Origin of the sequence: Agrococcus sp. Marseille-P2731 (assembly GCF_900117395.1) — a bacterium.
Lineage (GTDB): Bacteria > Actinomycetota > Actinomycetes > Actinomycetales > Microbacteriaceae > Agrococcus.
This window is the reverse complement of the sequence record NZ_FPEG01000003.1, coordinates 1257677-1277507: the sequence shown is the minus strand read 5'-3', so window position 1 is coordinate 1277507 and position 19831 is coordinate 1257677. Positions and strand designations below refer to the sequence as shown.

Annotated in this window: 22 protein-coding genes and 1 tRNA gene; 12 read left to right on the top strand and 11 right to left on the bottom strand. The window is 72.7% G+C overall.

From position 1 onward, the window contains the following. Positions 1-269: 269 nt before the first annotated feature. Positions 270-1451: a sensor histidine kinase gene (locus tag BQ6202_RS14330; protein ID WP_072315027.1), complete on the bottom strand. Its 1182-nt coding sequence runs from the start codon at positions 1449-1451 to the stop codon at positions 270-272. A 74-nt stretch (positions 1452-1525) separates the two neighbouring features. Next, entirely contained in the window at positions 1526-1648 is a 123-nt protein-coding gene (locus BQ6202_RS15220; RefSeq protein WP_268753765.1) for a hypothetical protein, read from the bottom strand. Between the two features lie 129 nt (positions 1649-1777). On the opposite strand from BQ6202_RS15220, the gene BQ6202_RS14325 reads away from it, so the two are divergent. The 8 genes from BQ6202_RS14325 to BQ6202_RS14295 all read left to right on the top strand — a co-directional run bounded on the left by BQ6202_RS14325 (position 1778) and on the right by BQ6202_RS14295 (position 7583). Beyond that, positions 1778-2437 carry a response regulator gene (locus BQ6202_RS14325; RefSeq protein ID WP_072315026.1) on the top strand — a complete coding sequence of 220 codons (660 nt, stop codon included), beginning with the start codon at positions 1778-1780 and terminating at the stop codon, positions 2435-2437. Between the two features lie 155 nt (positions 2438-2592). Continuing rightward, positions 2593-2781 carry a hypothetical protein gene (locus tag BQ6202_RS14320; RefSeq protein ID WP_072315025.1) on the top strand — a complete coding sequence of 63 codons (189 nt, stop codon included), beginning with the start codon at positions 2593-2595 and terminating at the stop codon, positions 2779-2781. Between the two features lie 111 nt (positions 2782-2892). Next, complete coding sequence (locus BQ6202_RS14315) at positions 2893-3447, top strand: PH domain-containing protein (RefSeq protein WP_143143753.1); 555 nt, start codon at positions 2893-2895, stop codon at positions 3445-3447. Next, positions 3440-5014, top strand: a complete 1575-nt coding sequence (locus BQ6202_RS14310; RefSeq protein WP_159433653.1) for a PH domain-containing protein — start codon at positions 3440-3442, stop codon at positions 5012-5014. Before BQ6202_RS14315 ends, BQ6202_RS14310 begins: the two co-directional genes overlap by 8 nt. Before the next feature lie 210 nt (positions 5015-5224). Then, positions 5225-5383, top strand: coding sequence for a hypothetical protein (locus BQ6202_RS14945; protein WP_159433652.1), 159 nt, complete (start codon positions 5225-5227; stop codon positions 5381-5383). Between the two features lie 179 nt (positions 5384-5562). Further along, positions 5563-6135, top strand: a complete 573-nt coding sequence (locus BQ6202_RS14305) for a hypothetical protein (protein ID WP_072315022.1) — start codon at positions 5563-5565, stop codon at positions 6133-6135. Positions 6136-6213: 78 nt separating this feature from the next. Further along, positions 6214-6672, top strand: a complete 459-nt coding sequence (locus tag BQ6202_RS14300) for a SprT-like domain-containing protein (RefSeq protein ID WP_072315021.1) — start codon at positions 6214-6216, stop codon at positions 6670-6672. Further along, entirely contained in the window at positions 6669-7583 is a 915-nt protein-coding gene (locus BQ6202_RS14295) for a spermidine synthase (RefSeq protein ID WP_072315020.1), read from the top strand. Before BQ6202_RS14300 ends, BQ6202_RS14295 begins: the two co-directional genes overlap by 4 nt. Here BQ6202_RS14295 and BQ6202_RS14290 read toward each other — a convergent pair. Next, positions 7517-9019 (bottom strand): MFS transporter, encoded by a 1503-nt coding sequence (locus tag BQ6202_RS14290; RefSeq protein ID WP_083587368.1) that lies wholly within the window; start codon positions 9017-9019, stop codon positions 7517-7519. The genes BQ6202_RS14295 and BQ6202_RS14290 overlap by 67 nt on opposite strands. A gap of 218 nt (positions 9020-9237) precedes the next feature. On the opposite strand from BQ6202_RS14290, the gene BQ6202_RS14285 reads away from it, so the two are divergent. Continuing rightward, positions 9238-10248 carry a PDDEXK family nuclease gene (locus BQ6202_RS14285; RefSeq protein ID WP_143143752.1) on the top strand — a complete coding sequence of 337 codons (1011 nt, stop codon included), beginning with the start codon at positions 9238-9240 and terminating at the stop codon, positions 10246-10248. A gap of 289 nt (positions 10249-10537) precedes the next feature. On the opposite strand, the gene mgrA is transcribed toward BQ6202_RS14285, so the two are convergent. From mgrA to BQ6202_RS14825, 4 genes are all read right to left on the bottom strand, one after another. Next, a complete protein-coding gene (gene mgrA / locus BQ6202_RS14280) occupies positions 10538-11581 on the bottom strand; it encodes an L-glyceraldehyde 3-phosphate reductase (RefSeq protein ID WP_072315018.1) in 1044 nt (347 codons plus the stop codon). Further along, positions 11578-12117 (bottom strand): hypothetical protein, encoded by a 540-nt coding sequence (locus BQ6202_RS14275; RefSeq protein WP_072315017.1) that lies wholly within the window; start codon positions 12115-12117, stop codon positions 11578-11580. Before BQ6202_RS14275 ends, mgrA begins: the two co-directional genes overlap by 4 nt. Before the next feature lie 60 nt (positions 12118-12177). Beyond that, complete coding sequence (locus tag BQ6202_RS14270) at positions 12178-12717, bottom strand: NUDIX hydrolase family protein (protein ID WP_072315016.1); 540 nt, start codon at positions 12715-12717, stop codon at positions 12178-12180. Positions 12718-12808: 91 nt separating this feature from the next. Beyond that, a complete protein-coding gene (locus BQ6202_RS14825) occupies positions 12809-14056 on the bottom strand; it encodes a hypothetical protein (protein ID WP_072315015.1) in 1248 nt (415 codons plus the stop codon). 66 nt (positions 14057-14122) lie between these two features. Between BQ6202_RS14825 and BQ6202_RS14820 the strand changes: the two genes are divergently transcribed. Both BQ6202_RS14820 and BQ6202_RS14255 read left to right on the top strand, forming a co-directional pair. Next, the gene (locus tag BQ6202_RS14820; RefSeq protein ID WP_143143751.1) at positions 14123-14773 is read left to right on the top strand and encodes an alpha/beta hydrolase; all 651 of its coding nucleotides are present in this window, start codon (positions 14123-14125) and stop codon (positions 14771-14773) included. A gap of 29 nt (positions 14774-14802) precedes the next feature. Then, complete coding sequence (locus BQ6202_RS14255; RefSeq protein ID WP_072315014.1) at positions 14803-15534, top strand: LysR family transcriptional regulator substrate-binding protein; 732 nt, start codon at positions 14803-14805, stop codon at positions 15532-15534. Between the two features lie 68 nt (positions 15535-15602). Here the strand turns inward: BQ6202_RS14255 and BQ6202_RS14250 are convergent. The 3 genes from BQ6202_RS14250 to BQ6202_RS14240 form a co-directional block, all read right to left on the bottom strand. Further along, a tRNA-Ser gene (locus BQ6202_RS14250) sits at positions 15603-15693 on the bottom strand. 45 nt (positions 15694-15738) lie between these two features. Continuing rightward, positions 15739-16251: a GNAT family N-acetyltransferase gene (locus tag BQ6202_RS14245; RefSeq protein ID WP_083587315.1), complete on the bottom strand. Its 513-nt coding sequence runs from the start codon at positions 16249-16251 to the stop codon at positions 15739-15741. Next, positions 16248-16628: a VOC family protein gene (locus tag BQ6202_RS14240; protein ID WP_072315220.1), complete on the bottom strand. Its 381-nt coding sequence runs from the start codon at positions 16626-16628 to the stop codon at positions 16248-16250. The genes BQ6202_RS14245 and BQ6202_RS14240 overlap by 4 nt, the downstream gene beginning before the upstream one ends. Positions 16629-16720: 92 nt before the next feature. Between BQ6202_RS14240 and radA the strand changes: the two genes are divergently transcribed. Then, complete coding sequence (gene radA, locus BQ6202_RS14235; RefSeq protein WP_072315013.1) at positions 16721-18082, top strand: DNA repair protein RadA; 1362 nt, start codon at positions 16721-16723, stop codon at positions 18080-18082. Positions 18083-18206: 124 nt separating this feature from the next. Here radA and BQ6202_RS14230 read toward each other — a convergent pair whose 3' ends face one another. Further along, entirely contained in the window at positions 18207-19778 is a 1572-nt protein-coding gene (locus tag BQ6202_RS14230; protein ID WP_083587314.1) for an APC family permease, read from the bottom strand. Positions 19779-19831: the final 53 nt, after the last annotated feature.

The window sequence follows — 19831 nt, the reverse complement described above, 5'->3', positions numbered from 1 at the left end:
GGTTGAGTCTGGCCGCATGGGCAGCTCGGCACGCACACGCTAGGCGTCCCCGACGCCTGCCGGTGGAGAGCGCGACCTCGACGGGATCGGCCGCAGCCTGCGGCGCGATCCGCTGCCGGGCAAGGTCGTCTCGGGCGCCGAACTCCGTCGGTTCCTCGGCGGGGCGCAGGCCGCGCGCGACGCAGACGCCACGCCCAGCCCGGCGCCGGGCCGCGGCGTCTTCGGCTAGCGCGCCGGTCTGCACCGGCGATCCGTGCCTCCGTCCTGGCTCAGCCCGAGATCGACGTCGCCGACCCGTTCGACTCGGGGTCGAGCGGCAGCTCTGCCCGGACGCGCCACGTGTCGCCCTGCCACCCGGTGCGCAGCGCGCCTCCGAACAGCTTCGTGCGCTCGTGCAGGCCGAGCAGGCCGAAGCCGGATGGGGGCGCGCTCGGCCCGGTGAGCACGGGCAGCGTGTTCTCGACCTCCACGACCACCGCCTCGGCGAGCACCGTGATCGTGATGGTCGCCGAGACCGATCCCGGCGCGTGCTTGAGGATGTTGGTCGTCGCCTCCTGCGCGATGCGCACCACGGCGAGCATGAGCGGCGAAGGCAGCTCGAGCGCGATGGGTGCGCGCAGCTCTGTGGGGATCCCTGCCGTGCGCAGGCTCGAGGCGAGCGCCTCCAGCAGCTGCTCCGGCTCGGCGACGAGCGCACCGCTCGCGGAGCCGTCGGCGGCGCCGCCCTCGTCGTGCAGCGCCGAGAGCATCGTCCGCATGTCCTCGACGGCGCGCCGTGAGACCTCGCCGATCGCGCGCTGCGAGCTGCGTCGCTGCTCCGGATCCTCTGAGCGCTCCAGCACGCTCGAGTGCATGGCGATCACGGTGAGCGCGTGCGCGACCACGTCGTGCATCTCGACGGCGATCCTCGAGCGCTCGGCCGCGAGCGCGGCCCGTCGCAGCGACTCCTGCGCCGTGAGCCTGCCCTCGAGCTCGCGGCTGCGCCGTGCCGCTGCGCGCAGCACCGCGCCCACGAGCGCGCTGAAGCTCGTCAGCAGCACGGAGGTGAGGTTCGCCAGCCCGCCACCGGGCGCGAGCGCCGCCCAGGCGATGTAGACGAAGCCCGTCATGGCCATGAACGACGCCGAGCAGGTGCGGGCGATGATCGCCGCGACGATAGCGATGCCGAACTGGAACGTGCCGAGCGAGTCCAAGGCGGAGGAGGCGAAGGCGAAGGCGAGCGTCAGCAGCGCGCCGACCGTCGGCCACCACGCGGCGACCACGACCACGACGCTCGAGGCCACCACCCAGAGCAGGCTCTCCCAGGAGCTGCCCTCCAGGCGGAGCAGCAGCGCGACGCCCTCGATCAGCAGGAGCAGCGCGCCGCAGACCGTCAGGGCGATGCGAGCACGACGCGAGATCGGCAGGGTGACGAACGCTGCGCTGACCGTGCGTGCGAGCGCTGGGAGCATGGGCTCAGCATGCCAGGGGCCGGATGTCGTCACGGCGCTGCGGAGCGGTGGCCGCTCCCCCGCCCGGCCCTCGCTCAGCGGCGCCGGCAGATCAGCGGGAAGACGGTGCACAGGAAGGATGCGGGCGACTTGGGCTGCGCCGATTCGATGAGGGTGAGCAGTGCAGAGAGGAAGGACATCGCGGACTCCGTCGTCATGGGCGAGACGTCGCGAGGGCCGCGACATCGATCAGCATGATGGCCGCCCGCGCGCCTCGCTTCGGCCTCGAGGCGATGCCTGTGTACGACTTTCGGAGGAGTCCTGCGCGACGCCCTTAGACTTCCGCCATGATCCGCGTCCTCGTCGCAGATGATCAGCCGCTCATGCAGCGCGCGCTGTCGATCTTCATCGAGGGCGCTGACGACATGGAGCTGGTCGGTCTCGCTGCCGACGGCTCCGCTGCGGTCACGCAGGCGCGCGCACTGCGGCCGGACGTCGTGCTGATGGACATGCAGATGCCGATCCTGGACGGCATCGAGGCGACCCGGCGGGTGATCGAGGCGCATCCGTCGACGAAGGTCATCGCCGTCACGACCTTCTCGACCGAGCAGTACCTCCTCCCGGCGCTCCGAGCAGGCGCGTCGGGCTTCATCCTCAAGCACGTCGAGCCGGACGAGCTCCTCGAGGCCATCCGGGCCGTGCACGAGGGTGCCGGCGCGATCTCGCGACAGGTGACGCAGAACCTGATCGCGGCAGTGCGCGACGCTGAGGCGCCGGCACAGGCTCGAGCACTCGCGGCAGGCGAGGAGCTGACCGCGCGCGAGCTCGATGTCGTGCGCCTGCTGGCCAACGGCATGTCGAACGCCGAGATGGCGGGCGCCCTCTTCGTCGCCGAGGCGACGGTGAAGAGCCATCTGAGCCGCATCATGGAGAAGTGGCAGGTCCGCGATCGCGTGCAGGTGCTGATCCGCGGCGCCCAGCTCGGGCTGGTCAAGGTCGGCGTCTGACCGAGGCGGTCCGCCGCAAGTCGTAGGTCTCGCTCCGTCGAACGGAGCAGAGCAGTCACGCCCTTCGTCGGTGCCGGTGAGGCACCGCACTCCCGCACGCTGAGGTCGTCGCACCAAGCGGCATCACCTCACCACCTCGTACAAGGGAGTACATCATGCTCGCAGTCATCGCACGGATCATCGCCGCGCTCGGCAAGCTCGTCTGGACGAAGGGGCCGGCGCTCGTCCGCCGCGCCATCGCCTACGTCAACGCCAACAAGGCACGGGTCTACAACTACTTCACCCGGAACGGCGCAAGCATCGCCAGGACCATCGAGTTCATCCTCCGCCAGATCGGCGGCTGAGCCGAGCGCACCGCCCCGCTCGCACGGTCCCGCGCTCCTCGCGCGGGACCGTGCGGCGCCTTCGCCGCAGCATTCGACCCGTTCCTCTCGCACGCACCCCTTGGAGGCCCCGTGCTACTGTCCGTGACCATGCAGGGCGCCGATGACGCATCGCGCGACCAGCTCGCCGGATCCTCAGCGCTCCCGCCCGTCGGCGCACCCGGCGAGCATCACCGCCCGCCGCAGGCGCAGCGCTTGTCGCACGTCATGACCGCCATCGGCGCGCTCGTGCTCGCAGCGATCGCGCTCGGCGTCATGGCCATCTTCCGCACCGAGCTCGCGTCGATGATCGTGCTCGCGGGCGTGCTGCCGCTGCTCGTCGTGATCGCTGCGCTCGACTTCACCGTCGGCAACCGCTGGGAGCAGCGCTTCTACACGTACACGGTCACCGACGACTTCGTCTACATCACGTCCGGCCGCTTCGTCCGCACCACCACGACGATGCCGACGCCGCACATCATCGCGGTCGAGACCCAGCAGGGCCCCATCCAGCGAGCGTTCGGCCTGATGTCGGTGCGGTTCACGACCATCACGGGCCAGCAGGAGCTCGGTCCGCTCGCTCCCGCCGATGCCGAGCGCATCCGCGACCTCGTCACGCGTGCGCTGCACGCGCCCGGCGATGCCTGAGTCGCCGGCGACTCCTGCGATGGAGGGCTTCCGCAGCGCGAGGGCCTCGATCCTCGCCGCCTACCTCTCCCTCGCGGTGGGCATCGCCCTCGGCGGGCTCGGGGTGACCCTCCTGGTGCAGCTCCTGCCGCCCGATTGGCGCTGGATCGGGCCGGTCATCATCGCCCTGCTGGTCGTCGCGATGATCGCCGAGCCGGTCACCTCGCACTGGTTCACGCGCTACACGGTGACCGCCGACGCGGTGATCGAGGAGTCCGGCTGGCTCGATCGGAAGGTCAAGACGCTGCGCTGGAGCAGGGTGCAGGCGGTCGATCGCAGCACCGAGTGGCAGCTGCGCCTGTTCGGCCTCGCGAACCTCAGGATCGCGCAATCGGGGCAGGATGCGGCACAGATCGAGATCCGCGGCATCCGCGCGGCGACGATCGCGCAGGTGCTCGAGCGCGCGCGGCTCGGCGGCGCGACCGCCGCCGTGGTGGCGATCGACTCGGTGGCGATCGATTCGGTGGCGCCTGCCCTGGCCGAGCACCCGAGCGGGGACTCCGAACCGCTCGCGAGCGGCGACGCCGAGCTGCCCTCGCCGACAGAGCGGCTGCTCTACCGCGCCTCGACCTGGGACCTCGCGGTCATGAGCGTCATGTTCGGAGCCGCCGTGCTCACGGTGCCAGCACTGGCGTTCGGAGCGTGGGAGGCGGCAGAGCAGTTCGGCCTGCAGGGCTGGCTCAGCGGCGTGGTCGGCGGGCTCGAGCCGGTCAGCGCGGCGATCCTCGCGGGGCTCGCAGCCATCGTGCTCGGCGCGCTCGGCACCGTGCTGCGCTACCACGGCTTCTCCGTGCGGCGTGATGGTGCAGAGCTCCGCATCCGGCACGGGCTGTTGATCACGCATGAGCGCAGCTTCCGCGAGGACTCCATCCAGGGCGTCGTCGTCCAGCGCAACCTGCTCGAGCAGTGCAGCGGTCGCGCGCGCCTCTGGCTGCTGACCCTGGACGCGAACGAGCAGCTCGGCAAGAACCTCGTGCTCCCCTCGTTGCCCGTCCGCGTCGTCGAGCGCATCGCCCGGGAGTCGTTCCCGGGCCGGGTCCCGGCAGGGGGCACGCTGCTCGCGCGGCGACCCCCGCTGCTGACCACGCTCGTGACGACCATCTTCGCCATCGCGATCGTGGGCAGCACCTATGCGGCGCTGACCTGGGGGCTCTCCTGGCCGATCCTGCTCGCGGGTGCTGCGGCGCTCGTGGCGCTCGCGACCTTCTCGGCGGTCTGCCGGGTGCTGCTGGCGCGCCTCGCGACCGACCCGCACAGCGAGCTGCTGCTGCTGCGGCGCACGTACCTCACCGAGAGCCTGCGCTGCGTGGATCTCGCGGCGGTGCGTCGAGTCACCGCGCGGCGCCTGCCTCGGTGGGTGAGCCCGCGCGGACGGCGACTGCTGCCGAGCGCAGCGATCTACGCGGGCAAGGCAGTCACGCTGCGCGCACTGCACGCGGACGCGGCGGCCGTGGAGCGCATCCGCGCCGTGAGCGTCGCTCATGCGCCGCTGGTGGCCGCGCGCACCCTGGCGCAGCACCGCGCCTGAGCCTCGCGTCGAGAGCGCCTCCCGCCGAGCGGGAGGCGCTCTCGCCATCTCACGTCCGGGTGAGGTGCATCGGAGGGCGCAGACGACCTGCGCCGAAAGGCGCAACGAGGTGCATCCCGGAGGCGGTGCCGCTGCTGGCGGGATCCGGCGAGGCTGGGAGCAGACCGGAAGGCACCCCGCCTCACGGCACCGATCGACACAGGAGTCGACATGCTCGCCAACTTCATCGCCTACGTCCGCCGCAACGTCAGCTGGTCCGACGCGGTCCGCCTCGTCGCATGGATCCTGCGCAACACCGCCAAGGTGCTGCGCTGGCTGCGCCAGCACCCGCACTACCTCGTGCTGCGCTACGTGCGCGCCGCCGCCTGAGGCCGCTCGTGCGCGCGATGCGCTGAGCCTCGCACGCGGCGAGCCCTGCTGGGCCCGGTCCCGACCTCGGTCGGACCGGGCCCTGCTCGTGCGCTCTGCCGGTGCCCGACGGCGACGATGCCGCGGGGCGTCGGCGCGTGCTCCCGCGGATTCCTCGCGGATGCGCGACGATGGGGCCCATGAGCGAGTCGATCGGCTACGACCAGACCGCGCTGCGCAACGCGGTCGATGTCGCCTCGGCTGCCAGGCGGCTGCGGCAGCTCGGCCGCGAGCGCTCGCTCGCAGCGGTGTCCGAGCGCGCGTGGCTGCTCGAATCGATCGGCCGCCTCGACGAGGCATTGACCGCCGCGAGCGAGGCTGTCACGCTCGCTCGCGCATCCGGCTCGCGCGACCGCGTCGCGGAGGCGCGACTGCTGCGCGCATCCGTCGTGCAGACGCGCGGCGACCTGCGCAACGCGCTGCGCGAGTGCACCGCGATCATCGCCGAGTCGCGGTCGAACGACTGGGTCGAGCTCTGGGCGCACGCCCTGCAGCAGCGCGGCACCGTGCACTTCGCGCTCGCCCAGTGGCACGAGGCGTGCATCGACTTCACCGTCGCGGTCGAGCTGTGCCGGGAGGCCGAGCTGGAGGCCTCGCAGCTCGAGGCGGCTGAGCTCGCACTCATGGTCGCGACCGACCGCGCGCAGACCGAGGCGCTGCGCGCGGAGCAGGACGTGCCGCGCGCGAGCCACCCCATCTGGGGCGGGCGCTGACTCTCCACAGGCCCTCGCCTGCGGTCCCTGCCCGCGCTGCCGCTGCTGGCATGCTCGCAGCCGACGGAGGGCGGACGGGTGGCTGATCTCGAGCGGGTGCGGGTGTGGGCAGAGGCACTGCTGCGACTGCACCTCGACGACAGCTGGAGCTTCGGCTTCGACCGGGCAGCGAAGCGCGCCGGCCTGACGAACTTCACCGCGCGACGCATCACCGTCTCGAAGCACCTCGCCGCGCGGTGGGATGACGACGAGGTGCACCAGATCCTGCTGCACGAGGTGGCGCACGCGATGGCCGGCGCGCGTGCTGGGCACGGGCCCGCGTGGCGGCGCATCGCTCGCGACATCGGCTACATCGGTGGGCGCACCCATCACGGCGAGATCGCGGCCGAGCGCGCCGGCTGGGTGGGCACCTGCCCAGGGGGCCACAGTCACGTGCGCTTCCGGGCGCCGAAGGGCCGATATGCCTGCACGCCGTGCACGCGCGCCGAGCGCCGGCTCGTCGAGGTGCGCTGGAGCCGGAAGGAGCAGGCTGCGTGAGCGCCGCGACCCGAGAGCTCTCGAGCGGCCACGAGGCGCGGCTCGAGGCCGACGAGCACGGCCACGCGCTCGTCATCGACGGCATCATGCAGTCGCACATCGGTGACCCCGCTGCGCCGCCTCGCCACGCCTCGGCCCGGTGGGTGCTCGCGGCAGCGCTCTCGGCGCTCGAAGCGAGCGCCACCGGCGCTGCCGACGCGGGCGGGGGTGCCCGCGACGCATCCGATGCGGTGCTCCACCTCGGCGGCGGCGCGCTCACCATCCCCCGCCTGCTGCAGCACGCCTCGCCGAGCCTCCGGCAGCGCGTGATCGAGCTCGAGCCCGCACTGGTCGACCTCGTCCTGGAGGTCATCCCGCCGCCCGCCGGCATCGAGCTCGAGATCGGCGACGGGCGGGCCGCGCTCGAGCGGGTCACCGATCCCCTGGCGCTCGTGACGACGGATGTGTTCGGCGGCGGCCGCGTGCCCGCAGCGTTCACGTCGCTCGAGTTCTACCGGGCGGCGAGCGCCGCCCTGCTGCCTGCCGGCGCGCTGATCGTCAACTCGGTCGACGGCCCGCCGCTGCACTTCCTCCGGCAGCAGCTCGCCACGGCGCGCGCGGCGTTCGACCACGTCGCGCTGATCGCGACCGGCTCGACGCTCGCGGGCGCGCGCTTCAGCAACGTCGTGCTGCTCGCCAGCCGTGCACCGCTGCCGCTCGACGCGATCCGGTCACGACTGCGTGGCGAGCAGCCGCCCGTCGCGGTGCTCGGTTGGCGCCGACTCGAGCGCTTCGTGGCCGACACCGCGCCGGAGCCCGTCACGGATGCGACAGCCGTCGGATCTCCGACGCTCGTGCGCGCCGCCTACCTGGACGGCCCGGCGGGCGGGCCGGTCTCGCTGCCGCCCTCCCTCACCGAGCCGATCGACTGATCCGGGGCGGCCGGGGCCACCGCATCCGCGCCTTCACCCTGCGGCAGTGGAGCCGACGCATCCGCTCCCGCGGCCTGTGGCAGCGGGGCCGACGCATCCACCCCCTCGCCCTGCGGCAGCGGAGCCGAATCGGCGTAGGAGTCGCTGATGAGGCGGTAGGACTTCGTGAGGAAGGCGAGGCCCGCGGCGATCACCATGATGATGCCCGCGAAGAGGAACACGAGCGCGATCCCGCGCGTGGTGCCCGTGCCGAGCAGCGGCTCGAGGGCCGCTGAGCCCTCGGACGACCGCGCCCACGGGATGATGAGGAACTCGGCGATCGGAGCGATGAGGAACGCCGTGATGGGCGCGGCGGCGGACTCGAAGGCCATGGCGAAGCCGAAGACCCTCCCCTGCCGATGCAGCGGCACCACGCGCTGGATGATCGTCTGCTCGGCCGCCTCAGCGGCCGGGATGAGCGCCATGTAGAGCCAGGTTCCCAGCGCGTACAGCCACCACCACTCACGGATCGTGAAGAGCGCCCCGAGCACGCCCATGATGGCGACGACGATGAGCAGCGTGCGGATCGGGCGCGTGCCGAGGCCGAACTTCGCGATCACCAGGCCGCCCACGATGAAGCCCGTCGAGGCGACGCCGAACACGATGCCCCACATCTGCACGGTGAACAGCTCGAGGCCGTATGGGTCCATCAGCGCCATGTAGACGCCGCCGATCAGGTTGTTGAAGGTCGAGAAGATGATGAGGGCGAAGAGGCCGCTGATCGCAAGCACCGCGCGGATCGAGCCGCGCAGGTCGATCCCCTTCGCCTCGTCGTCGGGAGCGACCGCGACGACGTCCTCCGGGATCCGAAGGGTGCCGAGGTGCACGAGGCTGAGCGCGAGCATGGCGATGCCGATCGCGATCGTCCACCCCATGCCGAGGAAGCCGATCGCCAACCCCGAGAACACGCTCGTGACGATCATCGCGAGCCCCTGCACGGTGCCGACCAGGCCGTTCGCGTTCGCGTGGCGCTCGTCGGGCACGAGGATCGTCACGGTCGTCGAGAGCGCGATGTTGCGCATGTGCTCGACCACGGAGCCCGCGAGGATGATCGCCATGAAGAGCCACAGCCACGGCGCCGTGAGGTCGAGCAGCACCGGCTCCGGCAGCAGCAGGTACATCACGCCGGCGACCACGAAGGCCGCGACCGTCAGCGCACCGGAGAGCATCATGACGCGCAGCTTGCGATGGTGGTCGACGATCGAGCCGAACATGATGCTGCCGAAGGCGACGAACAGCATGTACGCGCCGCCGATCACACCGGTGGCGAGCACGCTCTTGGTCTCGAGGTAGACCCAGAAGGTCAGCGCGAACCACACGAACGCGGTCGTGAGGTTCGCCAGTGCGGTGTTCGCCAGCACGTGCAGGAAGGTTCGCTCGCTCGGCGACCTCGTCATCGAAGCCATGCGCACACGGTAGACCCGCCCGCCCACATGGTGCACTCCCCCTCGTGCGGCCCTCGTCGCGTCGGCCGCGCATCCGTGTGCACGCTCGTGTCGCCCTCGCGCGTGCCGGAGAGCAGTTGGGTGCACACGGATCCCGTCGCTCGAGGGTCCTCCACAGCAGGGGCGCGGATGCGCGCGCGGGGCGCGCGGCGGAGGGCATCCTCTCGCGCGTGACCGCCCCCGCCCCGCTGCCTGCACCGTTCGGTGGCCAGCCGTTCCGCGTCTGCGCGGCGCTGCGGGCGGGGGTCACGGCGGGCCGCCTGCGGAGCGGTGACCTGCAGGCGCCGTTCCGCGGCGTCCGCGCGCCTGCCCGAGTCGCAGGGCCGACGGACGGATCTGCCCAGCGGACGAGCATGGGCGACCCCTCGCTTCTGCCCGTGGCCGAGCAGCGCGCGACTGCGGACGAGCGCCTGCGAGCGACCGCAGCGGCCTACGCGCTCCTGATGCCCGCGCATCATGTCTTCGGCGGGGTCACGGCGGCGCGCCTCTGGGGACTGCCGTTGCCAGCGGCTCTCGAACAGGAGGAGGCGCTGGTGATCGCGCGGCCCAACGGCTCGACGAGGGGTCGTGCGCGCGGCACCCGCCACGTCGCCTTCGATGCCGCCCGCCTGCGCGTCACCGAGCTCGAGGGCCTTCGCCTGCTCACGCCGCTCGCAACCACCCTGATGCTCGCTCGCGACCTCGAGCACGAGCGGCTCGTGCACGTCGTCGACGCGCTGCTCACTCCGTCGACGCGCTATCCCGGTCTCAGACTGCCGCGCCGACCGCAGGTCACTCGAGAGGCTCTGCGGCGAATGCTCGGCGACGCCAAGAGCCTCAGGGGCGCCGGAGCGCTGCGCGCCGCGCTCGCCGATGCGCGCGTCGGCGTCGACTCGAGGTTCGAGAGCATCGCGCGCAGGACGATCGTGCTCGCAGGATTGCCCGAGCCTGCGGTGCATCCGCTCGTGGTCATCGACGGCATGCGACTGCGGCCGGATCTCGGCTACCCGGAGCTCAAGATCGCCATCGAGTACGAGGGCGAGGGCCATCTGAGCCCGAAGCAGTGGGCGATCGACATCGATCGCTACGAGCGGCTCGAAGCCGCCGGCTGGATCGTGGTGCGGATCACCAAGGCGCATCTCGCGCGCGCCGGTGCGTCGTGCGTGCGACGCGTGCGCGCAGCGATCGCCCGCCGCAGCTGAGCAGGCGTCATGCCCCGCGCCACCGCCTCAAGCCGCGCGCCGCAGCCTGCGCCCACCCGCGACCCGCGCATCCGTGTGCACGCACCCGCTGTCTCGCGGCGCCCGGAAGAGCAGTTCGGTGCACACGGTTCGGATGGAGGCCGAGAGCGGGGCCGCGGGCAGGCAAGGAGGGTCAGCGCGGCAGCCGCGGGCAGGCAAGGCGGGTCAGCGCGGCAGCCGCGGGCAGGCAAGGCGGGTCAGCGCGGCAGCCGTGCGCATCAGGGACGCGAGGCGCCGGCGGGGGCGCGCGTCAGCTGCGCGAGTCGCGAGCGCCCGCCCAGAGGTCGACGCCCGGCTCGTCGCGCGCCAGCTCGTCGATCGCCGCGAGCTCCTCGGCGGTGAGCGGGGCGGCGGTCAGCGCGCCGAGGTTCTGCTCCAGCTGCTCCACGCGCGAGGCGCCGATCGTGAGCGAGGTCATGCGATCGTCGCGCAGCGCCCAGGCGAGCGCGAGCTGCGCCAACGACTGCCCGCGCTGCTCGGCGATGGCGGCGAGGCCGCGGATGCGCTCGGTCGCCTCGGCGGAGACGTTCGGATCGAGCGGCTTGCGCTCGCCACCTCGCGCGGCCCGCGAGTCGGCGGGCACGCCGTCGAGGTACTTGCCCGTCAGCAGCCCCTGCGCGAGCGCCGTGAAGCCGATGACCCCGATGCCGAGCTCCCCCGCGGTGTCGAGCAGCCCATCCGTCTCGATCCACCGGTTGAGCATCGAGTACGACGGCTGATGGATCGTCAGCGGCGTGCCGAGCGAGGCGAGGATCTCGTGCGCGCGCCGCGTCTCGTCCGCGGAGTAGCTCGAGACGCCGACGTAGAGCGCGCGGCCGGTGCGCACGATGTGGTCGAGCGCACCCATGGTCTCCTCGAGCGGCGTCTCGGGGTCAGGGCGGTGGTGGTAGAAGATGTCGACGTAGTCGAGGCCCATCCGCTCGAGCGACTGGTCGAGGCTCGCCACGAGGTACTTGCGGCTGCCGCCCATGCCGTAGGGGCCGGGCCACATGTCCCACCCGGCCTTCGTCGTGACCAGGATCTCGTCGCGGTGCGCGGCGAGGTCGCTCGACATCACCTGGCCGAAGTTGCGCTCGGCGGCGCCGAAGGGCGGGCCGTAGTTGTTCGCGAGGTCGAAGTGCGTGATGCCGCGGTCGAACGCGGTCGTGAGCAGCGTGCGCTGCCGCTCGAGCGGCACGTCGTCGCCGAAGTTGTGCCAGAGGCCGAGGGTGAGTGCCGGCAGCTTGAGGCCGGATGCGCCGGCGCGGCGGTACTGCATGGTCTCGTAGCGCGCGGGGTCGGGCTGCCAGCTCATCGTGCGGCTCCTTGATGCTCGGGGGTGTGCTCGGGGGTGTGCTCGGGGACGTGGTGTGTGACGTGCGCGGGACCGGGTGTCGAACCAGGTGCGGAGGCCGCCCCAGCGCCCCGCGCCTCGGCCGCGACGAGCGCGTTCGTCGCGCCGCGCAGCCCGACGGCGGCAGCGCAGGCCGCCGCGCAGGCCGGGCTGTGGAAGTCGATGCCGAGCTCGGCCAGCTCGTCGACCACGCGACCGGCGACCAGCAGATCGGCGGCCGTGGGGCGCAGCGAGCCGTCGGGCCAGCGCTCACCCGCCGCCACGATCGCGATGCTCGCGCGCTCGCCGCGGCGCTCCTGCTCGTCGAGCGCCGCACGGGCGATGCGGTCGGCGTTCACGAGCGTCGCCTCGAGCACGAGAGCCGTGCGCGGCGCGAGGCGCAGCAGCTCCTCGGTCTCCGGGCCGCGATCGGCGTCGGCGAGCACGACCACGTCGGCGGCCGCCGCCCGCAGGCCGGCCGCCGCCCATTCGAGGGTCACTTGGTACTGCGCGCTCATGTCACCAGCCTACGGAGCGCGGCCGAGCGCATCCTTCGTGCGGCGTCGCCCCGCAGCGCCTCACCGCAGGGCGCCCAGGTGCGCGAGCGCCGCCCGCACCAGGCTGCCGCGCCCGCCCTCCATCTCGCTCGTGACGAGCTCCGAGGCCGCCGCCTCGGGCGAGAGCCACGTGAGCTCGAGCGCGTCCTGGCGCGGGTCGCACGTGCCGGTCACGGGCACGATGTAGCAGAGCGAGACGGCGTGCTGGCGCTCATCCGAGTAGATGCCGTCGCCCGGCAGCGGGAAGTACTCGGCGACGTGGAACGGCGAGGGGCAGGCCGGCAGTTGCGGGAAGGCCATCGGGCCGAGATCCTTCTCGAGGTGGCGGTAGAGCGCATCGCGCACGCGCTCGCCGCGCATGACGCGGCCGGAGACGACCGTGCGCGTCATCTCGCTCTGCGCGTTCATGCGCAGCAGCAGCCCGACCTCGGTGACCTGGCCGAGCCCGTCGAGGCGCACCGGGATCGCCTCGACGTAGAGGATGGGCAGCCGTTCGCGCGCCTGCTGCAGCTCGTCCTCGCTCAGCCATCCGGGATTGGGGTCAGGGGTGCGCACGGCCATGGCCCCATTGTGCCTGGCGCGGGTGTCCCGGCGCTCGGAGTCCCAGGTGCCGAGCCGCGCAGCGGTGCTCGGGCGCGTGCTGGCGCAGCGCTCAGGGCCGCAGGCGCCGCCCGCGACGGTCGGCCCAGAGCGCGAGCGTCAGCCACAGAGCGACGACGATGAGGCCGAGCACGATCGACGGGATGTCGCCGAGCCGCGCGAACCAGCGGACGGGGCTCGGCTCGATCGCGTCGAGCAGCGTGCGCGCCGCGAGCGTCGTGCCGACCGCGAGCATGCTGATGCGCCCGACGGCCGCGAAGGGCTCGGCGAAGACCCCGAGCGCCGAGGTGCCGCCCCGCAGGTCGGTGTCGATCGACGGATGCATCGCGGTCGCGAGCAGCGCGGCGAGCGTCGCGACGGCGAGGGTGAGCGGCGGCGTCCACAGCGCGACCGTCGGGGCGAGCGGCTGCTGCCCCCACACGGTGGGGGTGAAGTAGGCGAGGATGCCGAGCACGCCGAACAGCAGCGCCGCGAGCAGCCCGTAGCCGATCACGCGCCCGCGCTGCCGGGCGTCGACGCTGCGAGCGCGCAGGAAGGCGTGCACGAGGGCAGCGCCGGCGACCGCTGGCAGCGCGAGCCCGAGGCCCGCGGCGACCGTGGTGACCCCGGCGACGACGAGCGGATCCGCGGAGGTGCCCGCCGCATCCGCCACGCCCCCGACGAGCAGCGTCGCCGGGCTGCACCGATCGCTGAGCCCGCCGCAGATGCCCGTGCTGAGCCACAGGGCGCCGGCGCCGACGGCGGTCACGACCGCGAGCGCGAACGCCCAGCCGGCCCAGCTGCGGGCGAGCACGCCGAGGAAGCCGAGCGCCGCGACCGCGACCGCGACCTGCAGCAGCGGCCCGGCGACGCGGATGCGCTCGAGGCCGCCGAGCGTGCCGCCCTCTGGCGCAAAGGGGATGCCGGCAGCCGCACCGCCGATCAGCGCCGCGACGGCCGCGATGAGCAGGCCCGCGAGCAGCAGGAGCAGGGTGCGACGGATGACGCGGCCGCCGGAGGTCCAGTCGCGGTGCTGGGCCATGGCGAAGGCGCAGCCGAGCACGACGGCGAAGGCCGGCAGCACGAGCGCGTCGAGCGCGAGCGAGCCCCACTGCTCGGAGCCGGGCAGCGGGCGGCGCGGGGCGGCGAGCCAGAAGACCGTCGCGAGCACCAGCACTCCGCGGGCAGCATCGAGCGAGACGACGCGGCCGATGCGGCGGCCGCGAGCGCGCGTCGGCGCCGAGCCGGAGCCGCGGACGCGGCCGCCCCCGCTCCCGCCCACCGGGCGCAGCACCTTGGTGGTCGCCGACGTGTTCGCCATGCTTCGAGGCTACGGTGTCGGTGGAGGCGCTCGCCGCTCGGCGGCGCCCGGGCGAGAGGGGCGGGCATGCTCGAGATCGACGCGGATGCGGTGCAGTGGCGTGAGGGGCGCACCGACGCTGCGGAAGACGCGGCAGCCGGCGACGGCGGCGACCTGCTCGTCGTCATGCACGGGCTCGGCTCGCACGAGGGCGATCTGTTCGGCCTCGCTCCGCACCTGCCGGCCTCGCTGACGATCGCCTCGCTGCGGGCGCCCATCCCCTACGGCGGCGGCTTCGCGTGGTTCGACCGCGCGGTGGTCGAGCTCGACGATCCCTCGCTCGTCGACGCATCCGCCCGCGCCGTGCTCGCGTGGCTCGACGGGCTCGAGCGCCCCTTCCGGCGCGTGCACCTGCTCGGCTTCTCGCAGGGCGGCGTCATGGCGGTGCAGCTGGCGCGCCACGCGCCCGACCGCTTCTCGTCGATCGTGCACCTCGCCTCGTTCGTCAGCGCGCGCGAGCAGCCCGGTGACGCCGCGCTCGCGGCGCGCGAGCCGCGCATCCCCCTGCTGTCCACGATCGGCACGCTCGACGACGTCATCCGCCGCGAGGAGGTCGAGCGCGCCATCCCCTGGCTCGACGCCCACTTCGACGTGGAGCGCCGCACCTATGAGCGCGCGCACTCGATCGTCGCCGAGGAGCTCGCCGACGTCGTCGCGTTCCTCGATCGCTGGCGCTGACCTCGCGCCTCGCACGGCAGACTGGGCGCATGGAGCGGTTCAGGCTGGGCGGTGTGCCGGGGGTGACGCCGGCGAAGTGGCTGCGCGTGTGGCGCGAGCGGGTGCCCGACGTGCCGGCCGAGCTCGTCGAGGTCGACGAGGCGGATGCGGTCGGGTGCCTGCTCGAAGGACGCTGCGACGCGGTGCTGGCTCGCCTGCCCATCGATGACACCGACCTGCACGTCGTGCGGCTCTACGACGAGCTGCCCGTCGTGGTCGCGGCGAAGGGGCATCCGATCGTGGCCTTCGAGACGGTCACGGCCGCCGACCTCGAGGGCGAGCCGATCCTCGAGCGTGCGGGCATGACGGATGCGCAGCTGCTCGAGACCGTGGCCACCGGCGCGGGCATCGCGATCGTGCCGATGTCGGTCGCGCGGGCGCTCGGCGGCGCCGAGACCCGCCACCGCGTGGTCAGCGACATGCCGCCCACCACCATCGCGCTCGCCTGGCTGCAGCAGGCCGACTCGCCGCTGCATCAGGAGCTCATCGGGATCGCGCGGGGCCGCAAGCCCGGATCGTCGCGCGGCGACCGCGAGGAGCGCCACGGCGACGCCGAGGCGTCGCAGGGTGCGGGACGCAAGCACGGCGTGCAGCCGGGCAACGCCCCCACGGGCTCCAAGCCGCGGCCCTCGAAGCCGAAGCCGAAGCCCGGGTCGAACCGGCCGCGCAGGCCAGGTGGGCCGGGGCGCTCTGGCAGGCCTGGGCCTGGCAAGCGACGCTGACGGCCGCGAGCGCCGCGCCACCGCAACGAAGAAACCGCGCCCTTGCTGGCGAGAGCAAGGACGCGGTTTGGCGGTGACGGTGGGATTTGAACCCACGGTAGGGGGTTGCCCTACACGACTTTTCGAGAGTCGCACCTTCGGCCGCTCGGACACGTCACCAAGGGGAGAGTTTACACACGGTCCCGCGCGAGCGCGAAACGGGGCCTAGGTGCTCAGGTCGCGCACGTGGCGCAGCTCGTGCAGCCCCTCCTCGGTCTTCGCTCCCCCGTCCGCGTGCCAGCCGTGCGCCTCGTAGAAGCTCGTCGCGCGCGCGTTGCCGAGCAGCACCCACAGGTAGGCGCGGTCGTGCCCGTCGGCGCGCAGCCGCCGCTCGGCCTCCATCAGCAGCGCGTTGCCGACGCCGCGCGACCAGCGGTCCGAGCGCGCGTAGATGGCGTAGAGCTCGCCGCTCGCCGGGGCATCCGCCTCGCGCGCGGGCCCGCACATCGCCCACCCCACCACCTCACCGTCGGCGACCGCAACCAGGTCGTGGCAGCGCGCATCCGCGTGCATCTCGTGCCAGTGCTCCATGCGGCGCCCGGTCTCGCGCTCGATGTCCATGCGATCGAGCACCTCCTGCGGCACGAGCCCGCCGTAGGCCGCCCGCCAGGTCTCGACCCGCAAGCGAGCGATGCCGGCAGCGTCGTCGATCGACGCGTCGCGGATGTTGGCGGTCACGCCCCGACCCCCGGCGCAGCGTCGATCACGCAGAAGCGATTGCCCTCCGGGTCCTGCATGATCACGAAGTCGGCATCGTCGGGCCTCCCCGACCACTGCACTCGCTGGGCACCGAGCGACTCGAGCCGCGCGACCTCGGCGGCCTGATCGTCGGCGTAGAGGTCGAGGTGGATGCGCGGGGGCAGCACGCGCTCGCTGCGCTGCGCGTCGAGCGACAGGTTGGGCGCGCCTGCTCGTCCAGCGCCCGCTCGCGGCCGCAGCAGCGCGAAGTCCTCGTCGACCGGCTCGCGCGGCTCATAGTCGAGCGCGGCGGCCCAGAATCGCAGCTGGCCATCGAGGTCGCTGCAGCGGATCACGATGGAGCCGACGGTGAGCATGGCGCAACCGTAATGGCAGATGCCGCGCAACCGCTGACAGACGGGATCGCCGGTGCGTCGCCGCGTCAGTGGCCGCCGCTAGCCTCGAAGGCATGGCCAAGGCACCCGCGTTCCGCTGCTCAGAGTGCGGCTGGACGACCCTCAAGTGGGTCGGCCGCTGCGGCGAGTGCCAGCAGTGGGGCACGATCGAGGAGGTCGGCGCCTCGACCGCGCGCGTGAGCGCAGGCGCGGTGCCAGCCTCTCGCGCAGCGCGCCCGATCACCGAGCTGCAGACGACGGATGCGCCGCGGTGGCCGACGGGCATCGGTGAGTTCGATCGGGTGCTCGGGGGCGGCATCGTGCCGGGCGCCGTGGTGCTGTGCTCCGGCGAGCCGGGCGTCGGCAAGTCGACGCTGCTGCTGGCCGTCGCCGCGAAGGCGGCGGCAGCGGGCAAGCGCGTGCTCTACGTCTCCGGTGAGGAGTCGCTCGCGCAGGTGCGACTGCGCGCCGAGCGCACCGGCGCCCTCGAGCCCCAGCTCTACCTCGCGAGCGAGACCGACCTGGCGACCATCCTCGGCCAGCTGCGCGACACGCAGCCAGAGCTGGTCGTCATCGACTCGGTGCAGACCGTCGCGAACGCCGACAACGAGGGCCTCGCCGGCGGGCCCAGCCAGGTGCGCGACGTCGCGTCCGCGCTCACGCGCGCGGCGAAGGCGGCGGATGTGCCACTGCTGCTGGTCGGGCACGTCACGAAGGACGGCTCGGTCGCGGGCCCGCGTGTGCTCGAGCACCTCGTCGACGTCGTCGCCCACTTCGACGGCGACCGGCAGACGGCGCTGCGCTTCGTGCGCACCACCAAGAACCGCTTCGGCCCGACGGACGAGGTGGGCTGCTTCGAGATGACGGGCGACGGGATCCTCGAGGTGCCCGACCCCTCCGGCCTCTTCCTCTCGCGCTCGGCGACGCCGCTCGCGGGCACGTGCGTCACCGTGACCCTCGAGGGCCGCCGCGCGATCCCGGTCGAGGTGCAGGCGCTCGTCGTCGCCGCGTCGACGCCGCAGCCGCGCCGCGTCGTGAACGGCGTCGACTCGTCGCGCGTGGCGATGGTGCTCGCGGTGCTCGAGCGCCACGCGGGCATGCAGCTCGGCACCAAGGACGTCTACGTCTCGACCGTCGGTGGCATCAAGCTCACGGAGCCGGGTGCCGATCTCGCCATCGCGCTCGCGATCGCGAGCGCCGACCGCAACGTCGCGCTCTCCGGGCGCCTCGCCGCGATCGGCGAGCTGTCGCTCGCGGGCGAGATCCGAGCCGCCTCCGCCGTCAAGCGACGCGCCACCGAGGCTCGGCGGCTCGGCTACACGCGCGTGATCGACGACAGCGTCGCGCTGGTGCGCAACGCCATCCCCGAGGCGATCAGCCAGGGGCGGCGCGAGGCCGAGTCGCGGCCGCACCTCGTCGCGGTGCCGGACTTCTGAGGCGCGTCTCGTGACGCGTGCCTTCGGCGCGCTCCTCGACGAACGGCGGTGACGCGTGCCTTCGGCGCGCTCCTCGACGAACGGCGGCGACGCGTGCCTTCGGCGCGCTCCTCGACGGACGGAGCTAACTCGCCGTGTCGGGCTTCGGGATCTCGAGCATGGCCGTGTCGAGCGTCAGGTCGCGGCCGCCGTCGGAGACGCCGATGGCGATGCGCTCGCCGCGGAAGAACGCCGGCTGGCGCACCGCCTGCACGATCATGATGACGACACCGATGCCGAGGGTGACGACGCCCAGCACGAACACCAGCCCGAGGCCACCGATGCTCGAGCCTGAGCCGTAGTCCGGGCTCATCGAGTCGATGAGCGTCGTGACGAACAGCACCGCGAGCACGAGGCCGCCGAGCAGCGGGAACACCAGCCGGTAGAGCGCCGTGCGCCATGACGTGAACCACGTGCGACGGAAGTACCAGACGGCCGCGAAGGCCGTGAGGCCGTAGTAGAAGCAGATCATCATGCCGAGCGCCGTGATGGTGTCCCACAGCACGTTCTCGCTGATGAAGCGCATGATCGCGTAGAAGCCGCTCGCCACGGCGCTCGCGACGAGCGTCGCGAACCCCGGCGACTTGAAGCGCTCGGTGACGCGCGCGAAGGGCGCGGGCAGCGCGCCGTAGTGACCCATCGCGAGCAGCGTGCGCGCGGGGCTGACGAACGTCGACTGCAGCGAGGCAGCCGAGCTCATGAGCACCGCGAGCGACACGAGCACCGCGAGCGGCCCGAGGATCGGCCCCGCGAGCGCGAAGAACACGTTGTCCTGGATGTCGGTGTTGCCGAGCCCGAACTCGCCCTCGCCGACGCCCGCGTAGGAGATGAGCGAGATCGCCAGCACCAGGTAGAGCACCATGATGATCACGACGGTCCAGGTGGCGGCGAGGCCGGGCGTGCGATCTGAGCCGCGCGTCTCCTCGTTCATCGTCAGCGTCACATCCCAGCCCCAGAAGATGAAGATCGACAGCGAGAGGCCCGCCGCGAACGCCGTGAACGAGTCGACGGCGAAGGGGTTGAACCAGGATGCGTCGACGGGCGTCGCGTCGAAGGCCGAGCCGTTCATCACGCGCACGATGGCGGTGGCGGCGAATCCCAGCAGCACGAGCACCTGGATGCCGACGAGCCAGTACTGCAGCCGCTGCGTCGTCTTGACGTCGCGGTAGGAGATGAAGGTGGCGCCGGCCATGAAGAGCAGGCAGACGAGCACGTTGATGCCGGGCTCGGCCGCGAGGTCGGCGATCGCCGGCTGCCCGAAGACCTGCGCCAGCAGCAGGAAGAAGAAGTCGACGGCGATCCCGGCGAGGTTCGAGAGCACGAGGATGGTGGCCGCGATGAGGCCCCAGCCGGCCATCCAGCCCACCCAGGGACCGAAGGCCCGCGTCACCCACGTGAAGGTCGTGCCCGAGTCGGGCATCGCGCTGTTGAGCTCGCGGTAGCCGAAGGCGACCAGCAGCATCGGCAGGAAGCCGACCAGCATGATCGCCGGCACCTGCACGCCGACCTCCGACACGGTCGGGCCGAGGGCAGCCGTGAGCGTGTAGGCCGGCGCGATGCACGAGATGCCGATGACGATCGCGCCGATGAGCCCGACCGAGCCAGCCGAGAGGCCCTTCGCGCTGCGCTCCGCGGTGGGTGCGTGCGTCTCGCTCATGGGACGTCCTTCCTCTGCCGCTCCGTCGCGGCGCTGCCAGCGGCGCGCGACGC

Bases quoted from the DNA above. Each gene is read 5' to 3' on its own strand.
- BQ6202_RS14330 (WP_072315027.1), bottom strand. From the start codon at position 1,451: ATGCTCCCAGCGCTCGCACGCACGGTCAGCGCAGCGTTCGTCACCCTG.
- BQ6202_RS15220 (WP_268753765.1), bottom strand. From the start codon at position 1,648: ATGACGACGGAGTCCGCGATGTCCTTCCTCTCTGCACTGCTCACCCTC.
- BQ6202_RS14325 (WP_072315026.1), top strand. From the start codon at position 1,778: ATGATCCGCGTCCTCGTCGCAGATGATCAGCCGCTCATGCAGCGCGCG.
- BQ6202_RS14320 (WP_072315025.1), top strand. From the start codon at position 2,593: ATGCTCGCAGTCATCGCACGGATCATCGCCGCGCTCGGCAAGCTCGTC.
- BQ6202_RS14310 (WP_159433653.1), top strand. From the start codon at position 3,440: ATGCCTGAGTCGCCGGCGACTCCTGCGATGGAGGGCTTCCGCAGCGCG.
- BQ6202_RS14945 (WP_159433652.1), top strand. From the start codon at position 5,225: ATGCTCGCCAACTTCATCGCCTACGTCCGCCGCAACGTCAGCTGGTCC.
- BQ6202_RS14305 (WP_072315022.1), top strand. From the start codon at position 5,563: ATGAGCGAGTCGATCGGCTACGACCAGACCGCGCTGCGCAACGCGGTC.
- BQ6202_RS14290 (WP_083587368.1), bottom strand. From the start codon at position 9,019: ATGACGAGGTCGCCGAGCGAGCGAACCTTCCTGCACGTGCTGGCGAAC.
- mgrA (WP_072315018.1), bottom strand. From the start codon at position 11,581: ATGAGCTGGCAGCCCGACCCCGCGCGCTACGAGACCATGCAGTACCGC.
- BQ6202_RS14275 (WP_072315017.1), bottom strand. From the start codon at position 12,117: ATGAGCGCGCAGTACCAAGTGACCCTCGAATGGGCGGCGGCCGGCCTG.
- BQ6202_RS14270 (WP_072315016.1), bottom strand. From the start codon at position 12,717: ATGGCCGTGCGCACCCCTGACCCCAATCCCGGATGGCTGAGCGAGGAC.
- BQ6202_RS14825 (WP_072315015.1), bottom strand. From the start codon at position 14,056: ATGGCGAACACGTCGGCGACCACCAAGGTGCTGCGCCCGGTGGGCGGG.
- BQ6202_RS14820 (WP_143143751.1), top strand. From the start codon at position 14,123: ATGCTCGAGATCGACGCGGATGCGGTGCAGTGGCGTGAGGGGCGCACC.
- BQ6202_RS14255 (WP_072315014.1), top strand. From the start codon at position 14,803: ATGGAGCGGTTCAGGCTGGGCGGTGTGCCGGGGGTGACGCCGGCGAAG.
- BQ6202_RS14240 (WP_072315220.1), bottom strand. From the start codon at position 16,628: ATGCTCACCGTCGGCTCCATCGTGATCCGCTGCAGCGACCTCGATGGC.
- radA (WP_072315013.1), top strand. From the start codon at position 16,721: ATGGCCAAGGCACCCGCGTTCCGCTGCTCAGAGTGCGGCTGGACGACC.
- BQ6202_RS14230 (WP_083587314.1), bottom strand. From the start codon at position 19,778: ATGAGCGAGACGCACGCACCCACCGCGGAGCGCAGCGCGAAGGGCCTC.